18 protein-coding genes are annotated in these 23,272 nt (G+C 40.8%); 3 read left to right on the top strand and 15 right to left on the bottom strand.

The genetic code is table 11. The annotated features are described in order from the left end of the window. Positions 1–19: 19 nt before the first annotated feature. The 4 genes from yedF to exbB form a co-directional block, all read right to left on the bottom strand. Positions 20–259, bottom strand: coding sequence for a sulfurtransferase-like selenium metabolism protein YedF (yedF, locus tag PR834_RS17930; protein WP_004905598.1), 240 nt, complete (start codon positions 257–259; stop codon positions 20–22). After that, positions 256–1,470 (bottom strand): selenium metabolism membrane protein YedE/FdhT, encoded by a 1,215-nt coding sequence (gene yedE, locus PR834_RS17935; protein ID WP_004905600.1) that lies wholly within the window; start codon positions 1,468–1,470, stop codon positions 256–258. Before yedE ends, yedF begins: the two co-directional genes overlap by 4 nt. Before the next feature lie 1,530 nt (positions 1,471–3,000). Next, positions 3,001–3,429 carry a TonB system transport protein ExbD gene (exbD, locus tag PR834_RS17940; protein ID WP_094961939.1) on the bottom strand — a complete coding sequence of 143 codons (429 nt, stop codon included), beginning with the start codon at positions 3,427–3,429 and terminating at the stop codon, positions 3,001–3,003. Between the two features lie 5 nt (positions 3,430–3,434). Next, positions 3,435–4,379, bottom strand: a complete 945-nt coding sequence (gene exbB / locus PR834_RS17945) for a tonB-system energizer ExbB (RefSeq protein WP_004905606.1) — start codon at positions 4,377–4,379, stop codon at positions 3,435–3,437. Between the two features lie 413 nt (positions 4,380–4,792). Here exbB and metC point away from each other — a divergent pair, with 413 nt between their 5' ends. Both metC and PR834_RS17955 read left to right on the top strand, forming a co-directional pair. Further along, on the top strand, positions 4,793–5,977 hold the full coding sequence (metC, locus tag PR834_RS17950; RefSeq protein WP_110592413.1) for a cystathionine beta-lyase: 1,185 nt from the start codon (positions 4,793–4,795) through the stop codon (positions 5,975–5,977). Between the two features lie 158 nt (positions 5,978–6,135). After that, positions 6,136–6,813: a DedA family protein gene (locus PR834_RS17955; protein ID WP_004905610.1), complete on the top strand. Its 678-nt coding sequence runs from the start codon at positions 6,136–6,138 to the stop codon at positions 6,811–6,813. A 204-nt stretch (positions 6,814–7,017) separates the two neighbouring features. Here the strand turns inward: PR834_RS17955 and PR834_RS17960 are convergent, their stop codons facing one another. The 9 genes from PR834_RS17960 to ribF all read right to left on the bottom strand — a co-directional run bounded on the left by PR834_RS17960 (position 7,018) and on the right by ribF (position 19,978). Continuing rightward, complete coding sequence (locus PR834_RS17960; RefSeq protein WP_004905612.1) at positions 7,018–8,043, bottom strand: MerR family transcriptional regulator; 1,026 nt, start codon at positions 8,041–8,043, stop codon at positions 7,018–7,020. A 203-nt stretch (positions 8,044–8,246) separates the two neighbouring features. Next, a complete protein-coding gene (gene carB / locus PR834_RS17965; RefSeq protein WP_004905617.1) occupies positions 8,247–11,468 on the bottom strand; it encodes a carbamoyl-phosphate synthase large subunit in 3,222 nt (1,073 codons plus the stop codon). Positions 11,469–11,482: 14 nt separating this feature from the next. Further along, a complete protein-coding gene (gene carA, locus PR834_RS17970; protein ID WP_153673989.1) occupies positions 11,483–12,646 on the bottom strand; it encodes a glutamine-hydrolyzing carbamoyl-phosphate synthase small subunit in 1,164 nt (387 codons plus the stop codon). 445 nt (positions 12,647–13,091) lie between these two features. Beyond that, positions 13,092–13,913: a 4-hydroxy-tetrahydrodipicolinate reductase gene (gene dapB, locus PR834_RS17975; RefSeq protein ID WP_110592416.1), complete on the bottom strand. Its 822-nt coding sequence runs from the start codon at positions 13,911–13,913 to the stop codon at positions 13,092–13,094. A gap of 297 nt (positions 13,914–14,210) precedes the next feature. Continuing rightward, a complete protein-coding gene (ispH, locus tag PR834_RS17980; RefSeq protein ID WP_004905626.1) occupies positions 14,211–15,164 on the bottom strand; it encodes a 4-hydroxy-3-methylbut-2-enyl diphosphate reductase in 954 nt (317 codons plus the stop codon). Continuing rightward, complete coding sequence (gene fkpB, locus PR834_RS17985) at positions 15,145–15,615, bottom strand: FKBP-type peptidyl-prolyl cis-trans isomerase (protein WP_094961935.1); 471 nt, start codon at positions 15,613–15,615, stop codon at positions 15,145–15,147. Before fkpB ends, ispH begins: the two co-directional genes overlap by 20 nt. Before the next feature lie 82 nt (positions 15,616–15,697). After that, positions 15,698–16,201 carry a signal peptidase II gene (lspA, locus tag PR834_RS17990; RefSeq protein WP_004905631.1) on the bottom strand — a complete coding sequence of 168 codons (504 nt, stop codon included), beginning with the start codon at positions 16,199–16,201 and terminating at the stop codon, positions 15,698–15,700. Continuing rightward, a complete protein-coding gene (gene ileS, locus PR834_RS17995) occupies positions 16,201–19,011 on the bottom strand; it encodes an isoleucine--tRNA ligase (protein ID WP_110592418.1) in 2,811 nt (936 codons plus the stop codon). Before ileS ends, lspA begins: the two co-directional genes overlap by 1 nt. 28 nt (positions 19,012–19,039) lie before the next feature. Beyond that, positions 19,040–19,978: a bifunctional riboflavin kinase/FAD synthetase gene (gene ribF / locus PR834_RS18000; protein WP_096864532.1), complete on the bottom strand. Its 939-nt coding sequence runs from the start codon at positions 19,976–19,978 to the stop codon at positions 19,040–19,042. A gap of 588 nt (positions 19,979–20,566) precedes the next feature. Here ribF and rpsT point away from each other — a divergent pair. Continuing rightward, positions 20,567–20,827, top strand: a complete 261-nt coding sequence (gene rpsT, locus PR834_RS18005; RefSeq protein WP_004914688.1) for a 30S ribosomal protein S20 — start codon at positions 20,567–20,569, stop codon at positions 20,825–20,827. Positions 20,828–20,882: 55 nt separating this feature from the next. Here rpsT and nhaR read toward each other — a convergent pair whose 3' ends face one another. Together nhaR and nhaA are read right to left on the bottom strand one after the other, a co-directional pair. Beyond that, positions 20,883–21,803 (bottom strand): transcriptional activator NhaR, encoded by a 921-nt coding sequence (gene nhaR / locus PR834_RS18010; protein WP_004914690.1) that lies wholly within the window; start codon positions 21,801–21,803, stop codon positions 20,883–20,885. Between the two features lie 189 nt (positions 21,804–21,992). Next, positions 21,993–23,168, bottom strand: coding sequence for a Na+/H+ antiporter NhaA (nhaA, locus tag PR834_RS18015; RefSeq protein WP_004905642.1), 1,176 nt, complete (start codon positions 23,166–23,168; stop codon positions 21,993–21,995). Positions 23,169–23,272 lie beyond the last annotated feature (104 nt).

Below are 23,272 nucleotides of genomic sequence, written 5' to 3' on the forward strand. Positions count from 1 at the left end.
AAAATATGACGCGTATTCGTTATTTTTGGATAAGATAACGAATAGTCGGCCCATCTTGCTGAATATCCAACACCGTATAACCGTAGTTTTTCGCATCTAGAGGAATATTATTAATCGACTGCGGGCAATCACTTACCACTTCTAATATTTCGCCTTTTTTCAACGATGGCATTGCTTCTAGTGTTGCTACTGCTGGATATGGGCAAGGTTCTCCGACCATATCTAAACGATAATCAGGGATAATGTCTTTATTACTCATATTACCTCCACGGATACATTAGATGCTTTTTGAGAACGTTTACGGAAAAAATGTTTTTCCCAGACCAACATCAACACAAATGCTACCGCTAATAATCCATAAGTGACTAGCAATCCACCTTCTGGTCCAAAGGTTTCAAGTAAATTAACTTTGTCAAAATCAGTCGCCAACCAAGGACCTAAATCATCCCAGTAATAAGCCAGCACCGTAGCACCAATGATATTACCAAAACCAACCCACCAATAATGGACTTGGCCCTCGACCGCACGGTACATCCAGCCCGTTTCACAACCACCAGCGAGCACAATACCGAAGCCAAACAGTAATCCACCAATCACTGCATTCGGCCCAGCCCATAAAATTTTTGGCGTTGCGCCTAACTGTACATAGCTGAAGATACCAATTGCACTGACTGCCATACCAATAATGATAGCTTTGGCCATATGTGTGCGTCCGGTGATCCACAGATCACGGAATGCGGAGGTAAAACAAATTTGCGCTCTTTCAATCAGTAACCCGAAGCCAATACCACATAAGATAGCAAAACCCATCACAGGGGAGTCTAATAAAGTATAAAAACCCCAAGCTAGTGCTAATGTGAAAATCACCATTCCTAGTTTAAAGCGTCTTTTCGCCACATTATGATTTTGTGTTAACGGCGATGCGGTGCTGACTTTTTTCAGTTTCACAGGGATGCGAAACATTGGCATTAGTGTAAATTTCGCACCAAAATATGACCCTGCCGCAGTAGCAACAGCAAAGTACCACGCGTGTAATGAGAATTGAGGGATCCCAGTAAAGAATGCGGCTAAATTACACCCCATTGCCAAACGAGCACCAAATCCAGCGATAATACCACCCAAAATAGCTTGAAAAATACGGATACGGTGCTGAGGCATTCGTAATTTAATATTATTTGCCCATAAAGCAGCGGCAAAACACCCAGCAAACATACCAATAATCATCACACCATCAATGCGATCCAATGGTGTACCTTCAAAACCAATAACTTTGAAATAGCCCCATGTCTCTGGTTCAGCGCCAAATAATTGCATGATGTGCCCGCCCCAACGCGTAAACTCACCCGTAACTGCCCAAAACGTGCCAGTCAAGCCAAAATAATAGGTTGATAAGATACCTGCGGCAATAACTGCAGGTAATGGTTTCCAAAAACCGATGAGATAGCGAGATTTAAAATCAGACCAAGTCATTGTTACTTCCAATTCATTCACGCCAGACCTTGGCAGAGAAACTCGCCGTTGTATAATTATCGTTATAAGTATTTATATCGATCCCCACAGCGAAGTGGCAACATCATACTCCGATAAATTTTTTCGTGAAGTTATTTCATCATAAAACGAGAGGCAAATTGATCTCGAGCACAGCCAGATTTAAAGAGATAGTTAGGAATAAAAAAAAAGCGCTATCTCAATGATAACGCTGGAAGTGTAGTCTTATTTTATCTATAGAAGAGTATAATATGAAATTGCCGTATTACGGCGACGCTTGCTATGCGTAGTCTGTAGTCAGCCCATTTGACTCCAGTAATAACACTTATATCACGGTCTAAATACATTTACTTAGCTGAGCTAACTGTTAAGTAATTATATCTATTTTTAATGTTAAGACCTAAATATTCACTAACTTTGTATGATTCCCAAATTAGTGTTGACCTTATTAATTCCCTAGCATAAGTAAATTATAAAAATAGATAACTCAGTATAATAAAGTATTTAAAAGTGTTTCTAAATGTTATTGATTGCATTATAGCGCAACACTTTTGTTGCGCAAGTGTTTTTTCATTTTCATGACAAGATACAGGAGAAAACACAAAATCAATTTAAATCAAAGAGATACAGCAAAAACATAAGAATGAGGCAAAATATTTAACCTATAGTTAAGATATTACAAACAATTTACATTTTTTATAAAAAAGAATTCATTTCAAATTTAAAAATAAATTTAATATTAATTAAATATATAAATTAGCTTTAAAAATATATTCCCTGGAATAATAAAACTTTTTGAACATTAATAAAATTAACATATTTTTCATTATAATTTATTAGTAGTATTTACGTAATTAAGATTTATCAACCTAAAAATTAAAAATAAAAACAACCAGACCTATGATAAACAATCATTTTTTGACCAATCTCTCTTTTATTAAATAACCGCCCTATTAATAAGGGAATATACAAAAATAGATTAAAAATAATACTTATATAAATCCTTATTGGTAACATGGTTTATTTTTAATAAAGTTTTACATCATTATTGCATTGTCATTGATAAAATAACCAGAATTAATAGGTCATTTAACTCGTATTTATAAATTAAAAAACCAAGAAAATGAATCAATATGACTAATGAGTAGGTAGAAAAAAAGGTAATATCAATAGAAATTACTATGATAAGAAAGGAAAAACACACAATAATTCATTATAAAAATTAATGAAAATATTTATTACTTATCGGGAATACAAGCGAAAACATCCAAAATAGAGTAAAAAAATGGGCACAATGGTCAAGCTACCTTATCAAATTGCGAATAAAAAGCGTCAAATAAGAATAAAATTCTTTAAAAAAAAATTAATTAGATAAATAAATGCGCTTGGATTTTCACAAATAGTACCTAAGGGAGGTTAGTAAGACACGAACTTATCTTAGTGGTATGGTTAGATCATAAAAAAACGCGTTTTACCCTTAATGATAAAACGCGTTTATATGGCTTAATCAGCTTATTTTGAGGATGATGTCGCTTCCATTCCCACTAAACCAATCTTCAAGTACCCTGATTGACGCAATGCATTCATTACATCCATCATAGTTTCATAATCAACACTCTTGTCCGCTTGGAAAAAGATTGTTGTTTCCTTATTGGAACTCGTTGCTTGGTCAAGTGTAGAAGCAAGCTGTTCCTTTGTCACAGCTTGGTCACCAATAAAAAGCTGGCTATCCGATTTAACCGTTAGAAATACAGGTTTTTCAGGACGCGGCTGCGGCTTCGCTGTCGAGGCGGGTAAGTCGACTTTAATATCAACTGTTGCCAATGGTGCCGCAACCATAAAGATAATCAATAAAACCAACATAACATCAATAAAAGGTGTTACGTTAATTTCATGCATTTCACCGCTATCGTCTTGTTCGTCACCTAAACGCATTGCCATAATAATTACCTTGCTTTGCTATTTGCCAGATCAAGATCACGCCCCAGTAACAATGCGGACTGAGCAGCGACATCCCCTACTTGACCACGATAGTTGTTGATCATACGGGCAAAAATATTATAAATCACAACCGCAGGGATAGCGGCAATAAGACCAATTGCTGTCGCTAATAATGCTTCTGCAATACCAGGGGCAACAACAGCGAGGTTAGTCGTTTGCGAGTGGGCAATCCCGATAAAGCTGTTCATGATCCCCCAGACAGTCCCAAATAGACCGACAAATGGAGAAATCGCACCAATAGTCGCCAAATAGCCATTACCACGCCCCATATAACGGCTAATCGCAGCAACAGCTCTTTCTAAACGGAATGATGTGCGCTCTTTTGTGCCTGATAAATCAGAGCTATTGGCTGATAAAGCCCGCTCAGTAACAGCTTCATTTAATAACATACGTGTAATGCTATTTGCTTTGAAGCCTTCTGCGATACTGACCGCCTCATCAAGTGACTTCACCTCAGCAATCGCTTTTGCTTCTGCTTTTAAGCGGCGACGAGCGACTAATATTTCCAAACCTTTTGAGAAAAATAGAGCCCATGTAATGACAGAAGCAATCACCAAACCAATCATAACGGTTTTAACCACGTTATCTGCATTTTGGTACATTCCCCAAACAGATAAGTCTTGATCAAAACCCCCTGTTGGTGCTTCTGTTGCAATTTCAATGTTTTCATTAACAACTGTTGTGTTCACGGCTTCGCCTTGTGCAGGCTCAGCAGGTACTGATGCAACTTCAGCACTTGGTGTCGTTGTTGTTGGTGCGGCTGAATTTACTGCCGGTTGTGTTGATGGTGTGTTTTGAGACGCAGCTGGTGTTGTTGCAGGTGTGGTTTCAGCGACTGCCGTACCCATCAAGCCGAACGCCAATAGAATAGAAGCTGTTAGTTTACGCATCAGTTGGCCTTTACTCTCTTTTTAGTGTTGTATAATAAAATTCATATCGATGATTGTGCCATTCATCGACTAACCTTTAAAAGCGAAATTTGACTCGCGCTGTCCGTCTCTTTTCAAAAAGACGGTGCTGATGATATCAAACACAGCGCGAATTGATAGTAATTATCATTAGTATTCGCGATTTTTTTATATTTTTTTGCGTTTAGACAAACATGCCCTTTTCTATTATGCGGTTATTTTTCTTAATAATTCACAGCTCAATTAAGTGTTCGTACTTAACTTTACAAAATAAAACTCACCTACGATTTGAAAGTTGAAGAATACTCAAGTTACATTTCTATCAGGATCATTTAACGTCTTAGTATAAATCACCTTTGAATTTAGCCAGTTCACACTCTGTGTAGGGAAAAATCATGGCAGAAATAAAACCTGAAACACAATTAGTCCATATTGGTCGGAACCCTAAGTACACACAAAAAGGGGTAAATCCCGTAATTCAGAGAGCATCATCTATTATTTTTGATACGCTCGAAGAGAAACGTCATGCAACTCGCCATCGTGCAAATAGCGTATTATTTTATGGGCGTCGTGGTACGCAAACTCATTTCGCTTTTCAAGAGGCCATGACAGAATTAGAATCAGGTGCTGGATGCGTCCTTTACCCATCAGGCGCAGCAGCTATCACAAATGCCATTTTGTCGTTTATTTCTGCTGGCGAACATATCCTTGTTACAGGCTCAGCTTATGACCCAACTCAAAATTTTTGCGACAATATTCTCACTAAGTTAAATATCCAAACCACGTATTTTGATCCACTCATCGGAACAGGTATCGCTGATTTAATTCAGCCCAATACGCGTATTGTATTCTTGGAGTCCCCCGGTTCTATCACCATGGAAGTTCATGATTTACCAACAATCGTAAAGACAATACGTGCGAAATCCCCTGAAATTGTGATTATGATTGATAACACTTGGGCTGCTGGTGTTTTACTTAAACCTTTATTATTTGATGTTGACGTATCAATCCAATCAGCAACTAAATATATCAATGGCCATTCCGACGGTATGCTCGGCCTTGCTGTGGCAAACCAACGCTGTATTGAAACATTGCGCGAAAATTCATATCTCTTAGGCCAAACGGCTGATCCAGACACCGTTTATATGGCTAATCGAGGACTGCATACATTACCGACTCGCTTAAAACAGCATCAAATTAATAGCTTACAAGTCGCTAACTGGTTACAACAACGTCCTGAAGTTGAACAGGTATTTCACCCTGCACTTGAGAATTCACCGGGCCATGAATTCTTTATCCGTGATTTTACAGGTGCTAATGGCCTTTTCTCTTTCCAACTAAAATCACGCTTAACCACTGAGCAATTTACCGCTTTTCTTGATAATTTTAATCATTTTAAAATGGGTTATTCATGGGGTGGTTTTGAGTCGCTGATTTTGGGATACCAAAAAGAAGATTTACTCAATATGCGGCAGTATGATTTTTCACCAAAAGAAGGAACCTTCTTCCGAGTGCATATAGGCCTAGAGCACACCGATGATTTAATTCACGACTTACAATTAGCTTTCGAAAGAATTTAAATTAAAAATCAATATATTAATTGCAGGAGCTGCGTTAAATGTTTCCTGCAATTTTTTCACTAAATGATTAATTCTTCAAACAAATCAAACTTGAACCCTTTTTTTCCTGTAATATAGATAATAAAGAAATTCGCTTTTACGCAGATACAGGAATGATTATGGAAGTCCTACGCGAAATCGTACTGGCACTTTGGCACCACGATTTCCTTAAACTCTCCAACCCTGAAGTGCTTTGGGTTATTTATACCGTACTTTTTGTTGTCATTGTTTTAGAAAATGGCGTCCTTCCCGCCGCTTTCTTACCCGGTGATACCTTGTTGATCCTTTCTGGTGCATTAATTGCCAAAGGGGTTTTGCACTTTATACCCACGATATTATTGCTAACAACCGCAGCCAGTTTAGGTTGCTGGTTGGGTTTTCTGCAAGGTCGATGGTTAAGTGAAACTAAGGTTGTGAAGCGCTGGTTAGCGCAAATCCCTGAGGAATATCACACCAAAGCAAACAATATGTTTAATAAGCAAGGTTTATACGCGCTACTTATAGGGCGCTTTCTTGCATTTGTCAGAACGATATTACCTTTGCTTGCTGGGTTATCTGAATTAAGCCACCGCCGTTTCCAGTTTTTTAACTGGTTAAGTGGTTTGTTATGGGTTGGCTTGATTGTCACCTTAGGGTATGCCCTAAACCAAATTCCTTTTGTGAAAGAACACGAGCAAATTGTGATTAGTGCTCTGATGATTATCCCAGTTATCCTACTGATTAGTGGCCTAATTGGCTCAATTGTAATGTACTGGAAACACCGCAAAGCACTCTCGAGTAGCAAAGAGAAATCATAATATGACCGAGTAATGGCCGCTAGTCAGCGGCCATTCAGACTGCTGACAAACATATTATGTTTGGCGGCAAGTCGAATAGGTTTTGAAAATAAACTAGAAAAATCAATTTATTGATTTTCGGCTGATAACACAAAGCGGGAAAAACCACGCTTTTATCCCGCTTTGTCAACAACCTCAATGGCCGCTAGTCAGCGGCCATTTGGTTTATTCAGTCATCAAACTGCTAATAGCAGAAAATAAATACTGACCAATTTCTGCTGTCATCCATGTCCCTTGAGAAATTTTGGGATCTTCACGATAAATAGCCCGAATTCTCTCTTGTAGCTCAGGATCTCCCCCCGTAAACTGGTTGAACATCGTTAACCATGTTTGTGCTAATTGTTGTACTTCAGGTGAATCTGGGGATTTTTGGGCTTTTAATGCATTATAGAGACCCGCAATTAACTCAGGCCACACCTGCCCTGAAGCAAAATAATGTTGCTGAACAAAAGCAAATTGCTCCGCGGTTAAATGGGGTTTAAACAGTGATAATTGGTATTCACTAAAACCCTCTGCAACAAATTGGATCATTGCGACAGAAATGCCTGATGAATAAGCTAACGTGTTATCCGATAAATGAATTTGATTCAGTCGTGCAAAGAAATCAGGGTTTCCTCCGGTATCTCTTTCTAACGCTGTCATCCATTCATGTGCAATTTGTTGCACCTCTGTAGATTGAGGTGTTGCACCTTGTTCCATCAGCTTGCTTACCGTTGCTACTCGCTGTTGCCACTCTTGGTTTTTCAGCGTATGCGCCGTATATAATGGCAATTGTTCCAATTCTTGAGGGGTAAAATATTTATCAAACATCGACATCATCTCCAATACAGAAAACCAATCAGCCTGAGTTAAAGTATTCCCCGTTTGCATTTGCCTGTGTAATTGCTCTAATCGATTACGTAATGTCGCCATTTGCTCCATTTGTTCCGTTAATAATGCAATTCGCTCTTGCAGCAAACTCGTCATATCTCCACTCTGGCCATCCAGTAATTCACCGATGTTTTTCAGTTTGACTCCAACTTGCCGTAACAATTGAATTTGCGTTAAACGCTCTATGCATTGCATGTTGTAAAGCCGATAACCTGCATCGGTTCTTGCAGTTGGTACCAATAAGCCAATTTCTTCATAATGATGAAGTGTACGGATGGTTAATCCTGTTTTTTCCGCGATCTCACCAACTTGAAATAGCATATGTTCCTCCTGTAATTGCGACTAAGGTTAGTGCCTCACGTTACGTGAGAGTCAATCACCACTTTGCACTTTTTATTAAAATTCCATCTTATCCATTATATCAGCAGACAATTTCCCTCTCGTCAGGAGATGGCTTTATAGAATAGCAATAAAAAAGCCCCAGTAGATTGAATACTGAGGCTTATATAGATAACGTTAAATTATTACTTAATTAATGCATGCATTTCTTGTACAGAGATTACCGTATCTGTTGGGTCTGCACTGAGCGACATCGTAGTGGCAAACCCACCATTCAACGTCGTGTCATAGTGGACTTTATAACGCAATGCACTGCGACGAATTAATTTTGAGTCTTCAATGGCTTGACGCCCTGCGGTGGTATTCACAATGTAATCATATTCACCATTCTTAATTCTATCTTGAATGTGTGGACGACCTTCATGAACTTTATTGACGAGGCGTGGGTTAATACCAGCCTCTCCTAACACAATCGCAGTGCCGTGAGTAGCATCCAGCTCAAAGCCGTGTTTTAACAGCTTAGCAGCTAAATCAACCACGCGAGTTTTATCTCCCTCACGAACAGATAACAGTGCACGGCCTGATTTTTTCATCGTCGAGCTACTGCCTAACATCGCTTTAGCAAAGGCTTCAGCAAATGTCCGGCCGACGCCCATTACTTCGCCTGTTGAACGCATTTCAGGCCCAAGAATTGGGTCAACACCAGGGAATTTATTGAATGGCAATACCACCTCTTTCACAGAGTAATATGGTGGAATAACCTCTTCCGTCACCCCTTGCTGTGCCAAGGTTTGCCCTACCATCACACGCGCTGCAACTTTCGCTAATGGCACACCCGTTGCTTTAGAGACAAAAGGCACAGTCCTTGCCGCACGTGGATTGACTTCAATTAAGTAAACTTCATTATTTTTGACTGCAAACTGCACGTTCATCAAGCCACGCACACGTAACTCAAAGGCAAGGTTACGAACTTGTTCACGCATTACATCTTGGATTTCTTGGCTAAGCGTATAAGCAGGTAGAGAACATGCGGAGTCACCAGAGTGCACACCAGCTTGCTCAATGTGTTCCATGATACCGCCGATCAGTACCATCTCACCGTCACAAATCGCATCTACGTCAACTTCAACCGCATCGTCTAGGAAACGGTCAAGTAGCACTGGCGCATCGTTAGAGACACTTACCGCGGTTTGGAAATAGCGACGTAAATCGATTTCGTCATATACAATTTCCATTGCTCGGCCACCTAGTACATAGGATGGACGAACAACCAGTGGGTAGCCAATAACAGCTGCTTTTTCAACGGCTTGCTCAATCGCTGTGACAGTTGCGTTCTGTGGTTGCTTCAAGTTCAAGCGATTAACGGCCTGCTGGAAACGTTCACGATCTTCTGCGCGGTCGATGGCATCTGGGCTCGTACCAATAACAGGAACACCGGCAGCTTCCAACGCTCTCGCTAATTTCAATGGTGTTTGACCACCATATTGCACAATCACGCCTTTTGGCTGCTCGATACGCACAATTTCAAGTACGTCTTCCAGTGTCACTGGCTCAAAATAGAGGCGATCTGATGTATCATAGTCAGTTGAAACGGTTTCAGGATTACAGTTGACCATAATGGTTTCATAGCCGTCTTCGCGTAACGCTAAAGATGCATGCACGCAGCAATAGTCAAATTCAATCCCTTGCCCAATCCGGTTTGGCCCACCGCCTAATACCATCACCTTCGGTTTAGCATTATTTGGGTTTGACTCGCACTCATCTTCATAAGTGGAATACATATAAGCCGTATCTGTTGCAAATTCTGCCGCACAGGTATCAACACGTTTATATACAGGATGTAAATCATAGCCTTGACGTAATTTACGCAGTTCTGCTTCAGAAACCCCGACTAGACTAGCTAAACGGGCATCTGCAAAACCTTTCCGTTTGAGTACACGTAAGAAGTCTTTGGTTAGGCCATTGATACCTAATTCAGCCACTTCTTCTTCTAAACGTACCAGTTCTTCGATTTGCACTAAGAACCAGCGGTCAATATTGGTTAAATTGAAAACACCATCAACAGAAAGCCCCGCACGGAATGCATCCGCAATAAACCAAATACGCTCTCCACCAGCATCTTTTAATTCACGACGGATACGAGTCAGAGCTTCAGGGTCCTCTTGAGCCACTTTCGGGTCAAAGCCTGTTGCGCCCACTTCTAACCCACGTAACGCTTTTTGCATTGATTCTTGGAATGTGCGACCGATAGCCATCACTTCGCCAACCGATTTCATTTGCGTTGTGAGTCGGTCATTCGTGCCCGCAAATTTTTCAAAGTTAAAGCGCGGAATTTTTGTCACAACGTAGTCAATGGAAGGTTCAAATGATGCAGGGGTACGGCCACCAGTGATATCATTCATTAACTCATCAAGGGTATAGCCCACGGCTAATTTTGCCGCAATCTTTGCAATTGGGAAGCCTGTTGCTTTAGAGGCAAGCGCTGATGAACGCGAAACCCGCGGGTTCATTTCAATAACAATTAAGCGCCCATCTTTAGGGTTTACCGCAAATTGAACGTTAGAGCCACCTGTTTCAACGCCGATTTCACGCAATACTGCCATCGATGCGTCACGCATGATTTGGTATTCTTTATCAGTCAGTGTTTGAGCTGGTGCTACGGTGATAGAGTCACCTGTATGGATCCCCATGGCATCGAAGTTTTCAATGGAACAAACGATAATACAGTTATCTTTTTTATCGCGGACAACTTCCATTTCGTATTCTTTCCAACCAATCAGCGATTCATCTATCAATAATTCGTTAGTCGGGGATAAATCTAAACCGCGAGTACAGATTTCTTCAAACTCTTCACGGTTATAGGCGATACCGCCACCGGTGCCTCCCATCGTAAATGATGGGCGAATAATACAGGGAAAGCCTACCGCATCGGCAACAGCAAATGCTTCTTCCATATTATGTGCGATACCTGAGCGTGCAGTGCCCAAGCCGATTTTTTTCATTGCTTTATCAAAACGTTGGCGATCTTCTGCTTTATCTATTGCATCAGCAGTCGCCCCAATCATGGTGACACCGAACTCGGCTAAAACGCCTTTACGCTCTAATTCAAGCGCACAGTTCAATGCGGTTTGCCCCCCCATGGTCGGTAATACTGCATCTGGGCGCTCTTTTTCAATAATTTTACGCACAACTTCCCAGTGAATCGGCTCGATGTAAGTTGCATCCGCCATTTCTGGGTCTGTCATAATAGTCGCAGGGTTCGAGTTAACTAAGATTACGCGGTAACCTTCTTCACGCAGTGCTTTACACGCTTGGGCACCTGAATAGTCAAATTCACATGCTTGGCCAATCACAATTGGGCCGGCACCTAAAATCAGAATGCTTTTTATATCTGTACGTTTTGCCATTTTTTTGCTCCCGATTATTGTGCGTTTTGACGAGGTGTGTTTTGACGGTATTCATTAATTAATTCAATGAAATGGTCGAATAAATTTGCCGCATCATGTGGCCCTGAGCTTGCTTCTGGGTGGCCTTGAAAACTAAATGCTGGTTTATCCGTACGGTGAATACCTTGCAATGTTCCATCAAACAGTGACTTGTGAGTCACGCGCAGTGTGTCGGGAAGTGTCGATTCATCAACCGCAAAACCATGGTTTTGCGCCGTAATCATCACCACATCTTTGTCTAAATCTTTAACTGGATGGTTAGCACCATGATGACCAAACTTCATTTTCATGGTATTAGCACCGCTGGCCAAAGCGAGTAATTGGTGCCCTAAACAAATACCAAATACTGGGATTTCTGTGGTTAAGAATGTTTCAATTGCCTTGATTGCATAATCACAAGGAGCCGGGTCACCAGGGCCATTCGATAAGAAAATACCATCGGGGTTCATCGCCAATACAGTTTCTGCTGGTGTAGTTGCTGGCACCACAGTTAAACGGCAACCACGGTCAACTAACATACGTAAGATATTACGCTTTGCACCGAAGTCATAAGCAACAACATGTAGAGGGAGTTCTTCCGCAGTTTTCGCGCCTTGCTGGCCATTTTCCAGCGTCCATGAACCTTGGGACCAGTTATAAATCTCTTTAGTGCAGACTTCTTTTGCCAAGTCCAACCCATTCAAACCTGAAAAACTACGCGCTTTTTCCAGTGCGAGTGCAACATCAGGGTTATCACCCGCAATGATACAACCGTTTTGAGCGCCTTTTTCTCTCAGTAAACGTGTTAATTTACGTGTATCGATATCCGCAATCGCCACGACGTTATGGCGTTTTAGATATTCGGATAACCCTTCTTGCCCGCGGAAATTACTGTAAACCAATGGTAAGTCACGAATGATTAAGCCTTGTGCATGAACATTTGGGGATTCTTCGTCATCAGCATTAGTGCCGACATTACCAATATGGGGATAAGTGAGAGTAACAATTTGGCGGGAATAGGAAGGGTCTGTAATTATTTCTTGATATCCGGTCATCGACGTGTTGAAAACGACTTCTCCAACTGCAGCGCCTTCTGCACCGATAGCACGCCCGTGGAATTGGGTTCCGTCTTCCAGAACCAATATAGCTGACTTAATCAAAACACCCTCCGGAGAATAATAAATCACGTTTTTTGCATATTAATTCAGATTTTACGATCTAAATCAATGCCAAAATGAGTTTTTAAGCAAATTTTTGGCAAATTGCGCGCATTCTAATGATGAGATAGGGTCTTGTCTAGAAAAAAATGCATTTTTTTCACTTTTATCTTACTTTTTTACTTAACTACCTCACTTTTAGTTGGATGAGTAGTATAAATAGCAGTAAATATGAATAAGTAAACGGTTGCAAAGCAAGATAACTAGTTTATTGATAATAACCCAGCTAAAAGAAGGAAGAAAGGATAATTAACGAGCAAAATTGAAGATAAAAACCATGAAAACACCAATTAATATCGATTTGAATAAAAATAATTCAAATCGATATTATAATAATAAATATAGATTACAAGGCCATAATTTAAAAGACAAAATAAAAAATAAAAAACTACAAATCATCCAAACTAAGCACATCTTTCATATCATATAACCCATTATTTTTAGCACAAACCCACCCTGAAGCTTTTATTGCGCCATTTGCAAAGGTCATACGGCTAGAGGCTTTATGGCTAATTTCAACTCGCTCCCCAATATCTGCAAACATTGCAGTATGTTCACCCACAATATCCCCAGCACGGATAGTTGCAAAGCCAATAGTTCCAGGTTCTCGTTCCCCTGTGTAACCTTCACGGGTATATACCGCACACTCTTTTAAGTCTTTCCCAAGTGCACTAGCAATAGACTCTCCCATAGCCAAAGCCGTACCTGATGGCGCATCCACTTTATGGCGGTGATGTGCTTCAACAATTTCAATATCAGTGTAATTTCCCATCACTTTTGCTGCTTTTTCCAGTAATTTCAGCACCACATTGACACCAACACTGAAATTTGCCGCAAAGACAATAGGAATAGATTTCGCCGCTTCGGCAATGGCTTGCTTACCTTGCTCATCAAACCCTGTCGTTCCAATTACCATGGCTTTTTGGTTTGCTTTACAAAATGCAAGATAGTGTAAAGTCCCTTCTGGGCGCGTGAAATCAATGACAACATCAAAATCATTAACAACCTGATTAAGTGAATCAACAATGGCAATACCTAGCTTACCGATACCTGCGAGTTCCCCTGCATCAGTCCCGATAAGTGATGAGCCCTCGCGCTCAATCGCGGCACCTAATTGAATTCCATCTTGTTGTTGCGCGGCTTGAATTAGCTGGCGCCCCATACGCCCACCGGCACCAACTATTGCGACTCGTACCATTGAATTTGCCATGGCTTATCCTTTTTTAATTAATGCAAATCGATAAATTTGAACTGTTGTTTAGGATAAAAAAACTATTTTTACCCATAGTTTAGAAATGATTGTGATACAGATTAACTATCCTGACCCCATTCTGCTAGCAAAAATGCATCGTTATTAACAAAAGCGTAGAGAACACGAGGATTATCAGTAAAAGTATTAATGGAGAGAAACGATGAAAGGGACTATATGAGCGATGAGCGGATAAGTTACAACAGCCGCTAAGGAATAAATCATAAAGCGGCTGTTCCTATAATTGAAATCAAATGATTAATTAATCTCTTTAACCTCAACCCTTAATTCTTTAGGGACCTCAAAGACGATATTTTCTTCACGCCCTTGCAATTCAACAACAGAGTCAGCCCCTAATTCTTTAAGCCTATCAATAACTTGTCTAACTAGAATATCAGGAGCAGATGCCCCAGCAGTTAAGCCAATAATATTTTTATCCGCTAACCATTCCGTTTTAATATCTTCCGCACCATCAATTAAATAGGCAGGTTTTTGCATACGCGAAGCTAACTCCGCAAGACGATTTGAGTTTGATGAGTTTTTAGAACCGACGACTAAAACAACGTCAGCGCGTTCTGCAAGCTCTCTCGCTGCTTCTTGGCGGTTAGTCGTTGCATAACAAATATCGTCTTTACGGGGCCCAACGATACTTGGAAAGCGAGATGTCAGCGCATCAATGACATCAGAAGTATCATCAACAGAAAGCGTTGTTTGTGTCATGAAAGAGAGATTATTTTCATCTTTCACTTTCAGTTTCCAAACATCTTCTGGGCTTTCAACAAGATACATCCCACCTTCAGGGTTGCTATATTGCCCCATCGTACCTTCGACTTCTGGGTGCCCAGCGTGGCCAATTAAAATAGCCTCTTTGCCTTTACGGCTAGCTCGTGCAACTTCCATATGAACTTTCGTAACCAAAGGACAAGTCGCATCAAATAACATGGTGAGATCGCGAGAGCGAGCTTCTTGACGAATAGCTTGGGAAACGCCATGCGCAGAAAAAATCAAAATAGACCCATCTGGTACTTCTGAGATTTCCTCAATAAAGATAGCACCACGTTGACGTAAATCATCAACAACATAACGGTTATGAACCACTTCGTGACGAACGTAAATCGGAGCACCATATATTTCTAACGCCCTTTCTACGATGCTAATTGCGCGGTCTACGCCTGCACAAAACCCACGAGGGTTAGCCATTAATATTTGCATTGTGATTCTCCAATTGCGGGTCTACTTCAAGCACTTCGACATCAAAACTAATCTGCTGCTCTGCGAGAGGGTGATTAAAATCAATAGTAATCGACTCACCTTCAATTGATTTTACTACACCTGGCATTTCACTGCCATTCATCGCCGTAAATAGCATTATCGTACCAATTTCAGGAATGCCTGTTTCTATAAAATCACGCAATGAAAAATATTGAACTAAGTCAGGGTTATGTTTCCCGAAAACAGTATCTCCGGGCAGTGAAAAACTTTTCTTTTCACCTTCATTAAGGCCAATCAGTTGGGCTTCAAGTTCTGGCGATAAGGAGTCATTCCCTAAAACAAATAACGCAGGCTTTCCTTGTGCGTGCGAGGAGTCAGCCGTAGAGCCATCTTCCAATTTCAATGTGAAATGCAGTAAAACAGAGCTCTGTGCCTGTATTTGAGTAGACATAAACCAAACCTATTTATCATAAAATTCAGCCCAGAAAATCTGGGCTGTGAGTTATTACATTCTAACCTAGTACGCTGCCATCTTATTTGGCTTTTTCTTGCTTTGATTTATCAGGTAAAAAACCTTCAAAAATGACAAGTGCCGCACCAATACATATCGCCATATCCGCTAGGTTAAATGTCGGCCAATGCCAATTACCAACGTAAAAATCAAGGTAATCGATAACGAAGCCATGGACTAAACGGTCGCTTAAATTACCGATAGCACCGCCAATAATCAATGCATAAGCAATATTTGATAGGCGTTTTTGTGCACTTTGGCGATACATCATAACCATCAAGATTACAGATATCCCAATTGCAATACCCGCAAAGAACCAACGTTGCCAACCACCTTCATCAGCCAAGAAACTGAATGCCGCTCCGAAATTTTGTGCGTACATTATGTTGAAAAATGGCATTATCGGGTGTGGCTCGTACAGATTTAGATCACTAAGCACTAATTGCTTAATGCCTAAATCCGCAACGATGATCACAATGGTCAACCATAACCAACGCAAACCGGTAGAACAAACTGGCGTCTTCATTAAGCAAACTTACGCGTTTCGCCGTTACCGGCTACGTTAGTGACACAGCGACCACAAATTTCTGGTTGCTCGCTCGAAGAACCGATATCACTTGCATAATGCCAGCAACGAGGGCATTTTTCACCCGCCGCTTTACTGAAAGCAATTTTTAGGCCTTTCAATTCGCTTTCTTGCGCATCTGCTGGAGCCGTTGCAATATCAGCGACATGGGCTTGTGATGTCAGTAAAACAAAGCGTAATTCATCACCAAGGCTTTGTAGTTTTTCAGCCAGAGCTTTATCGGCATACAAAGTCACAGCGGCTTCTAATGAGCCCCCGATAAGCTTATCAGTACGCGCTTGTTCTAACACCTTATTCACTTCACCACGAACCGCTAACAACTCAGCCCAGAAGCTGTTGTTCATTTCATTTGATTCATCTAAACCAAATAAGCCGTCATACCACTCTTCGGTAAGAACAAATTGAGCGCGTTTTCCTGGTAACTCATTCCAAATTTCATCAGAAGTAAACGACAGAACCGGAGCCATCCAACGCACTAATGCTTCAACAATGTGGAATAACGCAGTTTGGCAGCTACGGCGCGCTAAGCTATCACTTTTCGCAGTGTATTGACGGTCTTTGATGATATCCAGATAGAATGACCCCATTTCAATGGAGCAGAAATGCATTAATCTTTGGATAACAGATAAGAAATCGTACTCATCATAAGCTTTGGCAATCTCTTGCTGAGCTTCTAAAGCACGGCTCACCGCCCAGCGGTCTAAAACCACCATATCTTCTGGTTTCACCATGTCGGTTTCAGGATTAAAACCATTTAAGTTAGCCAGTAAGAAACGTGCAGTATTACGAATACGGCGGTATGAGTCAGCCGCGCGTTTTAAAATTTCATCTGAAACCGCGATTTCGCCAGTGTAATCCGTTGATGCAACCCATAAACGTAAGATATCTGCACCCAGTTTATTCATGACATCTTGAGGGCTTACTGTATTGCCTAAAGATTTAGACATTTTGCGGCCTTGGCCATCAACAGTGAAGCCATGTGTCAATACTTGGCGATAAGGTGCTTTACCTTTCATTGCGGTTGATAACATCAATGATGACATAAACCAGCCGCGGTGTTGATCTGACCCTTCAAGGTACATATCCGCTGAATTACCATGGAATTCAGGGCGTGCGTCCACAACCGCAAAGTGCGTTGAACCTGAGTCAAACCATACGTCTAAGGTATCAGGTACTTTACGATATGTTTCGGCTTCATCACCCAACAGCTCAGCAGGGTCAAGATCCCACCATGCTTGGATGCCATCCACTTCAACACGCTTAGCCACTTCTTCCATTAATTCTAATGTACGAGGGTGTAACTCTTCAGTGTCTTTATGAACAAACAACGACATTGGGGTACCCCAAGTACGTTGACGAGAAATACACCAGTCTGGGCGGTTTTCAACCATTGATTCAATACGTGCGCGCCCCCAACCCGGGATCCATTGAACAATATCAATTTCTTTCAGCGATTGTTCACGTAAACCATTTTTATCCATACCGATAAACCACTGTGGCGTAGCACGGAAGATAACTGGAGTCTTATGGCGCCAGCAGCATGGATAGCTGTGTTGAATCGCTTGTTTGTATAGTAATGCGCCTTTTTCGTTCAATAATTCAACGATAAGGTCATTAGCTTTAAAAATAAACACACCATCTAATGTTGGGTAAGTATTTGGTAAGAAGCAACCATCTGGCCCTACAGGGTTCGCTGTTTCTAAGCCATATTTCTGACCAACCACATAGTCTTCAGGACCGTGGCCTGGTGCAGTATGAACAGCACCAGTACCCGCGTCTAATGTCACATGGTCACCCAAAATTGCAGGCACATCAAAGCCCATAAATGGATGATTGAAACGTAAAAGTTCAAGTGCAGAACCCTCACACTCCCCTAGAACTGCCCACGCTTCAACCCCTATCGTTTTCATTACCTCTTCGACAAGGTCAGCAGCTAAAATGAGTAACTCACCATTTGCTTCGATTAAATCATATTTAAACTCAGGGTTTAAAGAAATCGCGCGGTTAGCTGGCAAAGTCCAAGGCGTTGTTGTCCAGATGACTAACGAAGGTGTTTTTTCGCTAACAATGCCAAATTTTTCGCACACAGCCTTGCCATCTACGGCTGGGAAGCGAACATAGATAGATGGTGAGGTTTTATCATAATATTCAACTTCAGCTTCCGCTAATGAAGAACCGCAAGCAGTACACCAGTGAACAGGTTTTGCCCCCTTCACTAAATGGCCATTTGCAATGGTTTTAGCCAATGCTCGGATAATATGAGCTTCGGTTTTAAAATCCATTGTTAGATAAGGTTTATCCCACTCACCTAAAACACCAAGACGCATGAAATCAGCTTTTTGCCCTTCAATTTGCTCTTTAGCGTATTGACGGCATTGTGCACGAAATTCAGCAGCGGAAACTTTTTCCCCTGGCTTACCGACGATTTGTTCAACTTTATGTTCAATCGGTAATCCATGGCAGTCCCAACCTGGGATGTATGGGGAATCATAGCCCGCCAACCCTTTGGACTTAATAATAATATCTTTGAGAATTTTGTTAACTGAGTGACCAATATGAATACTGCCGTTAGCATACGGAGGACCATCGTGCAGAATAAAGGTTTTCTTGCCCGATTTTGCTTTACGGATTGCCTGATACAAACCTTCTTTGTACCAGCGCTCTAACATCTGTGGTTCGCGTTTAGCGAGATCGCCACGCATTGGGAACCCTGTTTCCGGTAGATTCAGGGTATTTTTATAGTCACTCATCGATTCTCAGTTCCAATTTTCCGCTAAATTATCTGATTCCTATTGCAGTAAGATACTCTCTCGCTGCAATTACATCATTAGCAATTTGCTCCTTAAGCGCTTCCAACGAAGCAAACCGCTGCTCATCACGTAATTTCTTACGTAACACTACATCGATATGACGCCCATATAAATCCATATTTGCATCAATCAGATGAACTTCTAACTGTGTTCCTTTTCCAGATACAGTCGGACGTGTGCCAATATTTGCCACACCCGGTAAAGGCTTATCACCTAAACCGTAAACTTCTACAGCATATACACCAGTTACTGGTGTGACTAAACGTTTTAACGGTAGGTTTGCCGTTGGAAAACCTATTGTTCTACCAAGTTGGTTACCATGAACCACTCGCCCGCTAATACGATAAGAGTGCCCTAACAGGCTTTCTGCTAATTCGAGATTATTTTCTTGAATAGCTTTTCGTATCGCTGTACTGCTGATACGGAGCCCTGAATCACAAAAGCTTTCTGTATCTGCAACTTCAAAACCAAATTCACTACCCGCTTGTTGTAAAAAAGCAAAGTCCCCCATGCGATTTTTCCCAAAGCGGAAATCATCACCTATAGCGAGGTACTTTACACCAAGCTTACTGACAAGTAAGTCAGAAACAAACTCAGCAGGTGTTAATGACGCAAAGTGCTGGTTAAATTCAACACATAAGAGGTAATCAATACCACTATCTGCAAGGTATTTAACTTTGTCTCGCAAACGCGTCAAACGCGCTGGCGCTTTGTCACCAATAAAAAATTCAAGGGGCTGTGGCTCAAATATCATCACGACAGTTGGCAACCCTAACTGCGCACCCTTAAGTTTCAAATTTTGAAGTAAAACCTGATGCCCACGATGAACACCATCAAAATTACCGATAGTCAGCACGCAACCATGGTGGCACGCCCGGATATTCTGTATACCGCGAATTAGCTCCATAACAGGCTCAATACCGAGGAAATTGCAGGATTATACCTTGTACGACGCATAAGGTTAACCTTAGTTCGCAAAAGGTTTCATTAAACCCTATTTTTTTGATCTCTACACGATTTTTTCCGCACTATTTTTATGCAATTAGTGGGTTATTACGCTCCCAAGCAGAGCTATTGGATTCGAATATCAAAAACTTTGGGGTAACCAATGGATTATCAATACAACAAATTTGTTCCAAGGTCTCTAAAAATATTATATTTTTATGTTTTACACTTCAATGGTTATAACCAAACGATTAAAAAGAACAAAAAGCAACCACAACATGTTTAATTTTCATACTACCCACTGATTGACAGACTAAAAAATATTTTTACCCTTAGTTCTTTTTAAATTTCTGCCATCAATTATGCATTTTTTCACGCTAAGATCTGTATTCTTCTTATATTTGCTGATAGAATCTTGCACCATTCACAACGCATGAGCATCGAAGTACACGATGTTTATTTGCACAAATCCATTGACAAATGAAGGGCGAAAGGGCATATTCCTCGACCTTTGAATTGTCCTCAATAGAATACATTTGGGAGTTGGACCTTGGCTAATATCAAATCAGCTAAGAAACGTGCCGTTCAGTCAGAGAAACGTCGCCAGCATAACGCTAGCCGTCGCTCTATGGTACGTACTTTTATCAAGAAAGTTTACCTTGCTATCGCTGCAGGCGATAAAGAAGCTGCTCAGAAAGCATTCAATGACATGCAACCTATTGTTGATCGCCATGCTACTAAAGGCCTGATCCACAAAAATAAAGCAGCACGTCATAAAGCTAACTTAGTTGCTCAAATCAAAGCAATGTAATTTTGCTTCTTGATTAGCTTAAAAAAACCGGCTTATGCCGGTTTTTTATTTGTTACTATTTTTTATCTAAGCTATCAAGCGGAACTGAAAATAAATCTGAGAAATCTTTATTACACACTCGCTGCACGGCTGGGTGCTGGATCATTCTTTCTGCAAAAATAACGTAGTACTCTTCTTTTACGCTCTCTAAACGGCCTAACTCTACAATATCTTCGCCACCTAAAAGGTCAGGTGTATACTGCGATGGAGCAACAAAAATCGCGTTATAATGCATGCCAAATGCTTTCATAAGCGCTGCGTCATCAAACTCACCTAACACTTCTACTTGCAGGTTTTTATTTCGTATCCAAGCTAAGATATGCCTACCTAACAAATATCGCCGCCCTGGAATCAATAAGCGACGTTCCTCTAAACATTCAGGAAATGGCTTTTTAGGGATCGGCTGACGACAAAAGAAACTCATATTGCACTCGCCCAACTTCACCGAGAACAAGCCTTCTTGTTGTGATGAGTCCACAGGGCAGTCAGACAAAATCATATCTAATTTATGTTGGCTAAGCTGTTCTAATAGTAATTCATGCGTTGATTCAAAACAACGTAAATGAATTTGTTCATGCTCAACAACCGTAGTCTCTAATATTTTACTAACTAGCTGTTTTGAGAGCGTGTCTGCGACCCCAACATCAAACAATAAATTAGATTCACGGCTGTAATTGACGATATCTAGCATTTCTTGGCTAAGCATGAACATTTTATCTGCATAGCGAAAAATTAATTGCCCAAGCTCAGATGGCACCAAACCTCGCCCCTGCCTTTTGAATAACTTTCCACCTAATCGCTCTTCCAATGCTTTTATTTGCCCTGTAATTGTCTGAGGAGTCAGGTAAAGCGCTTCTGCTGCTCCGACGACAGAGCCTTCTTTACATACATGCCAGAAGTAGTAAAGATGGTTAAAATTAAGATGTGAAACCCGCATATCGATTCCTTCGGTACCGTCACTAGCTATGTAACCGCTATTGACCATACACATTTACCCGCAGCTCATACTTTTCAGAGCCTTTAAAATGAATACCGTAGTGTATTAAAAAACACACTACGGTATATCATAGATTATTAGTTCGGAAATTCTTACTAATAATTTGCAAAATTACACAATAAACTTGTACTAGGTTAGTTCTTTTTGTTTCGGTAACACTACTCTTAACATAAAGTAACCTAAAAATGCAGCTAACGTAGAACCAATCAAGATTCCTAGACGTGAATAGGTACTATACACCTCATCCAACCCATCAAATGCGAGGCCGGTTATAAAAATAGACATAGTAAAACCGATCCCACACAGTACAGAAACGGCAAAAACTTGTTTTAAGTTAATCGACTCTGGCAATTTTGCAAACCCAAGTTTTACCGAAATCCAACTAAACAGAAAAATCCCAATTGGCTTACCCAAAATTAGCCCCGCAGCGACTCCTAATGGCAGTGGGCTCAACAAACCTTCAAAAGTCACACCTTGAAGTTGCACACCCGAATTAGCAAACGCAAAAATAGGTAGAATTAAGTAAACAACCCATGGATGTAAAACGTGTTCCAATTCTTCTGAAGGTTTGGTCTGGTTAGTACCATGTAAAGGGATCAAGAAGCCAACAATGACCCCTGCTAATGTGGCATGCACTCCAGATTTCAAAATGCACACCCATAATATTAACCCAATAACTAAGTAAGCCGCTGTATTCTCTACTCTACGCCAATTCATCATACAGAGAATGGCAATACACAGTGCTGACAGCCCCAATGCAACCAAGGAAACAGAACTTGTATAGAAAAAGGCAATAATCACAATAACACCAAGGTCATCAATAATAGCTAATGCTAATAAGAACACCTTAAGTTCTGTTGGTACTCGCTTACCTAATAAGGCCATCACACCTAGCGCGAAAGCAATGTCTGTAGCGGCAGGTATTGCCCAACCTTGCTGGGTAACTGCATCTCCACCATTAAATAATAAGTAAATTAATGCTGGGGCAATCATCCCTCCTAAAGCTGCGATTGCTGGAAATATCGCTTTATCACGTCCTGCAAGGGATCCTTCTAATAATTCGCGCTTTACTTCAAGGCCGACCACCAAAAAGAAAATCGCCATTAGGAAGTCATTAATCCATAATATCAGCGGCTTATCTAAACCAAACTCTGATATTTTAATGGATACAGGAATATCTAAAAATTGCTGATAAGCCCCTTGTAATGGTGAGTTAGCCATTATTAAAGCGACTATGGCAGCAATAATCAGAAGTAAGCCCCCTGCTGCTTCTAACCTTAAAAATTTACGAATAATTGCTGTCATATAGTTAACCCCAATGTTTTTTTGAATGTTAATACTATGCTAATTATTAATTCGTAAAAAATCGTTTATTTATCGCTTAACACTCGGAATTACCGACTTATTTG

This window comes from Providencia sp. PROV182 (assembly GCF_028480325.1).
Classification (GTDB): Bacteria; Pseudomonadota; Gammaproteobacteria; order Enterobacterales; family Enterobacteriaceae; genus Providencia; species Providencia hangzhouensis.

What these genes read in the sequence shown, in the direction of transcription:
- yedF (WP_004905598.1), bottom strand. Translation starts at nt 259, where the DNA reads ATGAGTAATAAAGACATTATCCCTGATTATCGTTTAGATATGGTCGGA.
- yedE (WP_004905600.1), bottom strand. Translation starts at nt 1,470, where the DNA reads ATGACTTGGTCTGATTTTAAATCTCGCTATCTCATCGGTTTTTGGAAA.
- exbD (WP_094961939.1), bottom strand. Translation starts at nt 3,429, where the DNA reads ATGGCAATGCGTTTAGGTGACGAACAAGACGATAGCGGTGAAATGCAT.
- exbB (WP_004905606.1), bottom strand. Translation starts at nt 4,379, where the DNA reads ATGCGTAAACTAACAGCTTCTATTCTATTGGCGTTCGGCTTGATGGGT.
- metC (WP_110592413.1), top strand. Translation starts at nt 4,793, where the DNA reads ATGGCAGAAATAAAACCTGAAACACAATTAGTCCATATTGGTCGGAAC.
- PR834_RS17955 (WP_004905610.1), top strand. Translation starts at nt 6,136, where the DNA reads ATGGAAGTCCTACGCGAAATCGTACTGGCACTTTGGCACCACGATTTC.
- PR834_RS17960 (WP_004905612.1), bottom strand. Translation starts at nt 8,043, where the DNA reads ATGCTATTTCAAGTTGGTGAGATCGCGGAAAAAACAGGATTAACCATC.
- carB (WP_004905617.1), bottom strand. Translation starts at nt 11,468, where the DNA reads ATGGCAAAACGTACAGATATAAAAAGCATTCTGATTTTAGGTGCCGGC.
- dapB (WP_110592416.1), bottom strand. Translation starts at nt 13,913, where the DNA reads ATGGCAAATTCAATGGTACGAGTCGCAATAGTTGGTGCCGGTGGGCGT.
- ispH (WP_004905626.1), bottom strand. Translation starts at nt 15,164, where the DNA reads ATGCAAATATTAATGGCTAACCCTCGTGGGTTTTGTGCAGGCGTAGAC.
- fkpB (WP_094961935.1), bottom strand. Translation starts at nt 15,615, where the DNA reads ATGTCTACTCAAATACAGGCACAGAGCTCTGTTTTACTGCATTTCACA.
- lspA (WP_004905631.1), bottom strand. Translation starts at nt 16,201, where the DNA reads ATGAAGACGCCAGTTTGTTCTACCGGTTTGCGTTGGTTATGGTTGACC.
- ileS (WP_110592418.1), bottom strand. Translation starts at nt 19,011, where the DNA reads ATGAGTGACTATAAAAATACCCTGAATCTACCGGAAACAGGGTTCCCA.
- ribF (WP_096864532.1), bottom strand. Translation starts at nt 19,978, where the DNA reads ATGGAGCTAATTCGCGGTATACAGAATATCCGGGCGTGCCACCATGGT.
- nhaR (WP_004914690.1), bottom strand. Translation starts at nt 21,803, where the DNA reads ATGCGGGTTTCACATCTTAATTTTAACCATCTTTACTACTTCTGGCAT.
- nhaA (WP_004905642.1), bottom strand. Translation starts at nt 23,168, where the DNA reads ATGACAGCAATTATTCGTAAATTTTTAAGGTTAGAAGCAGCAGGGGGC.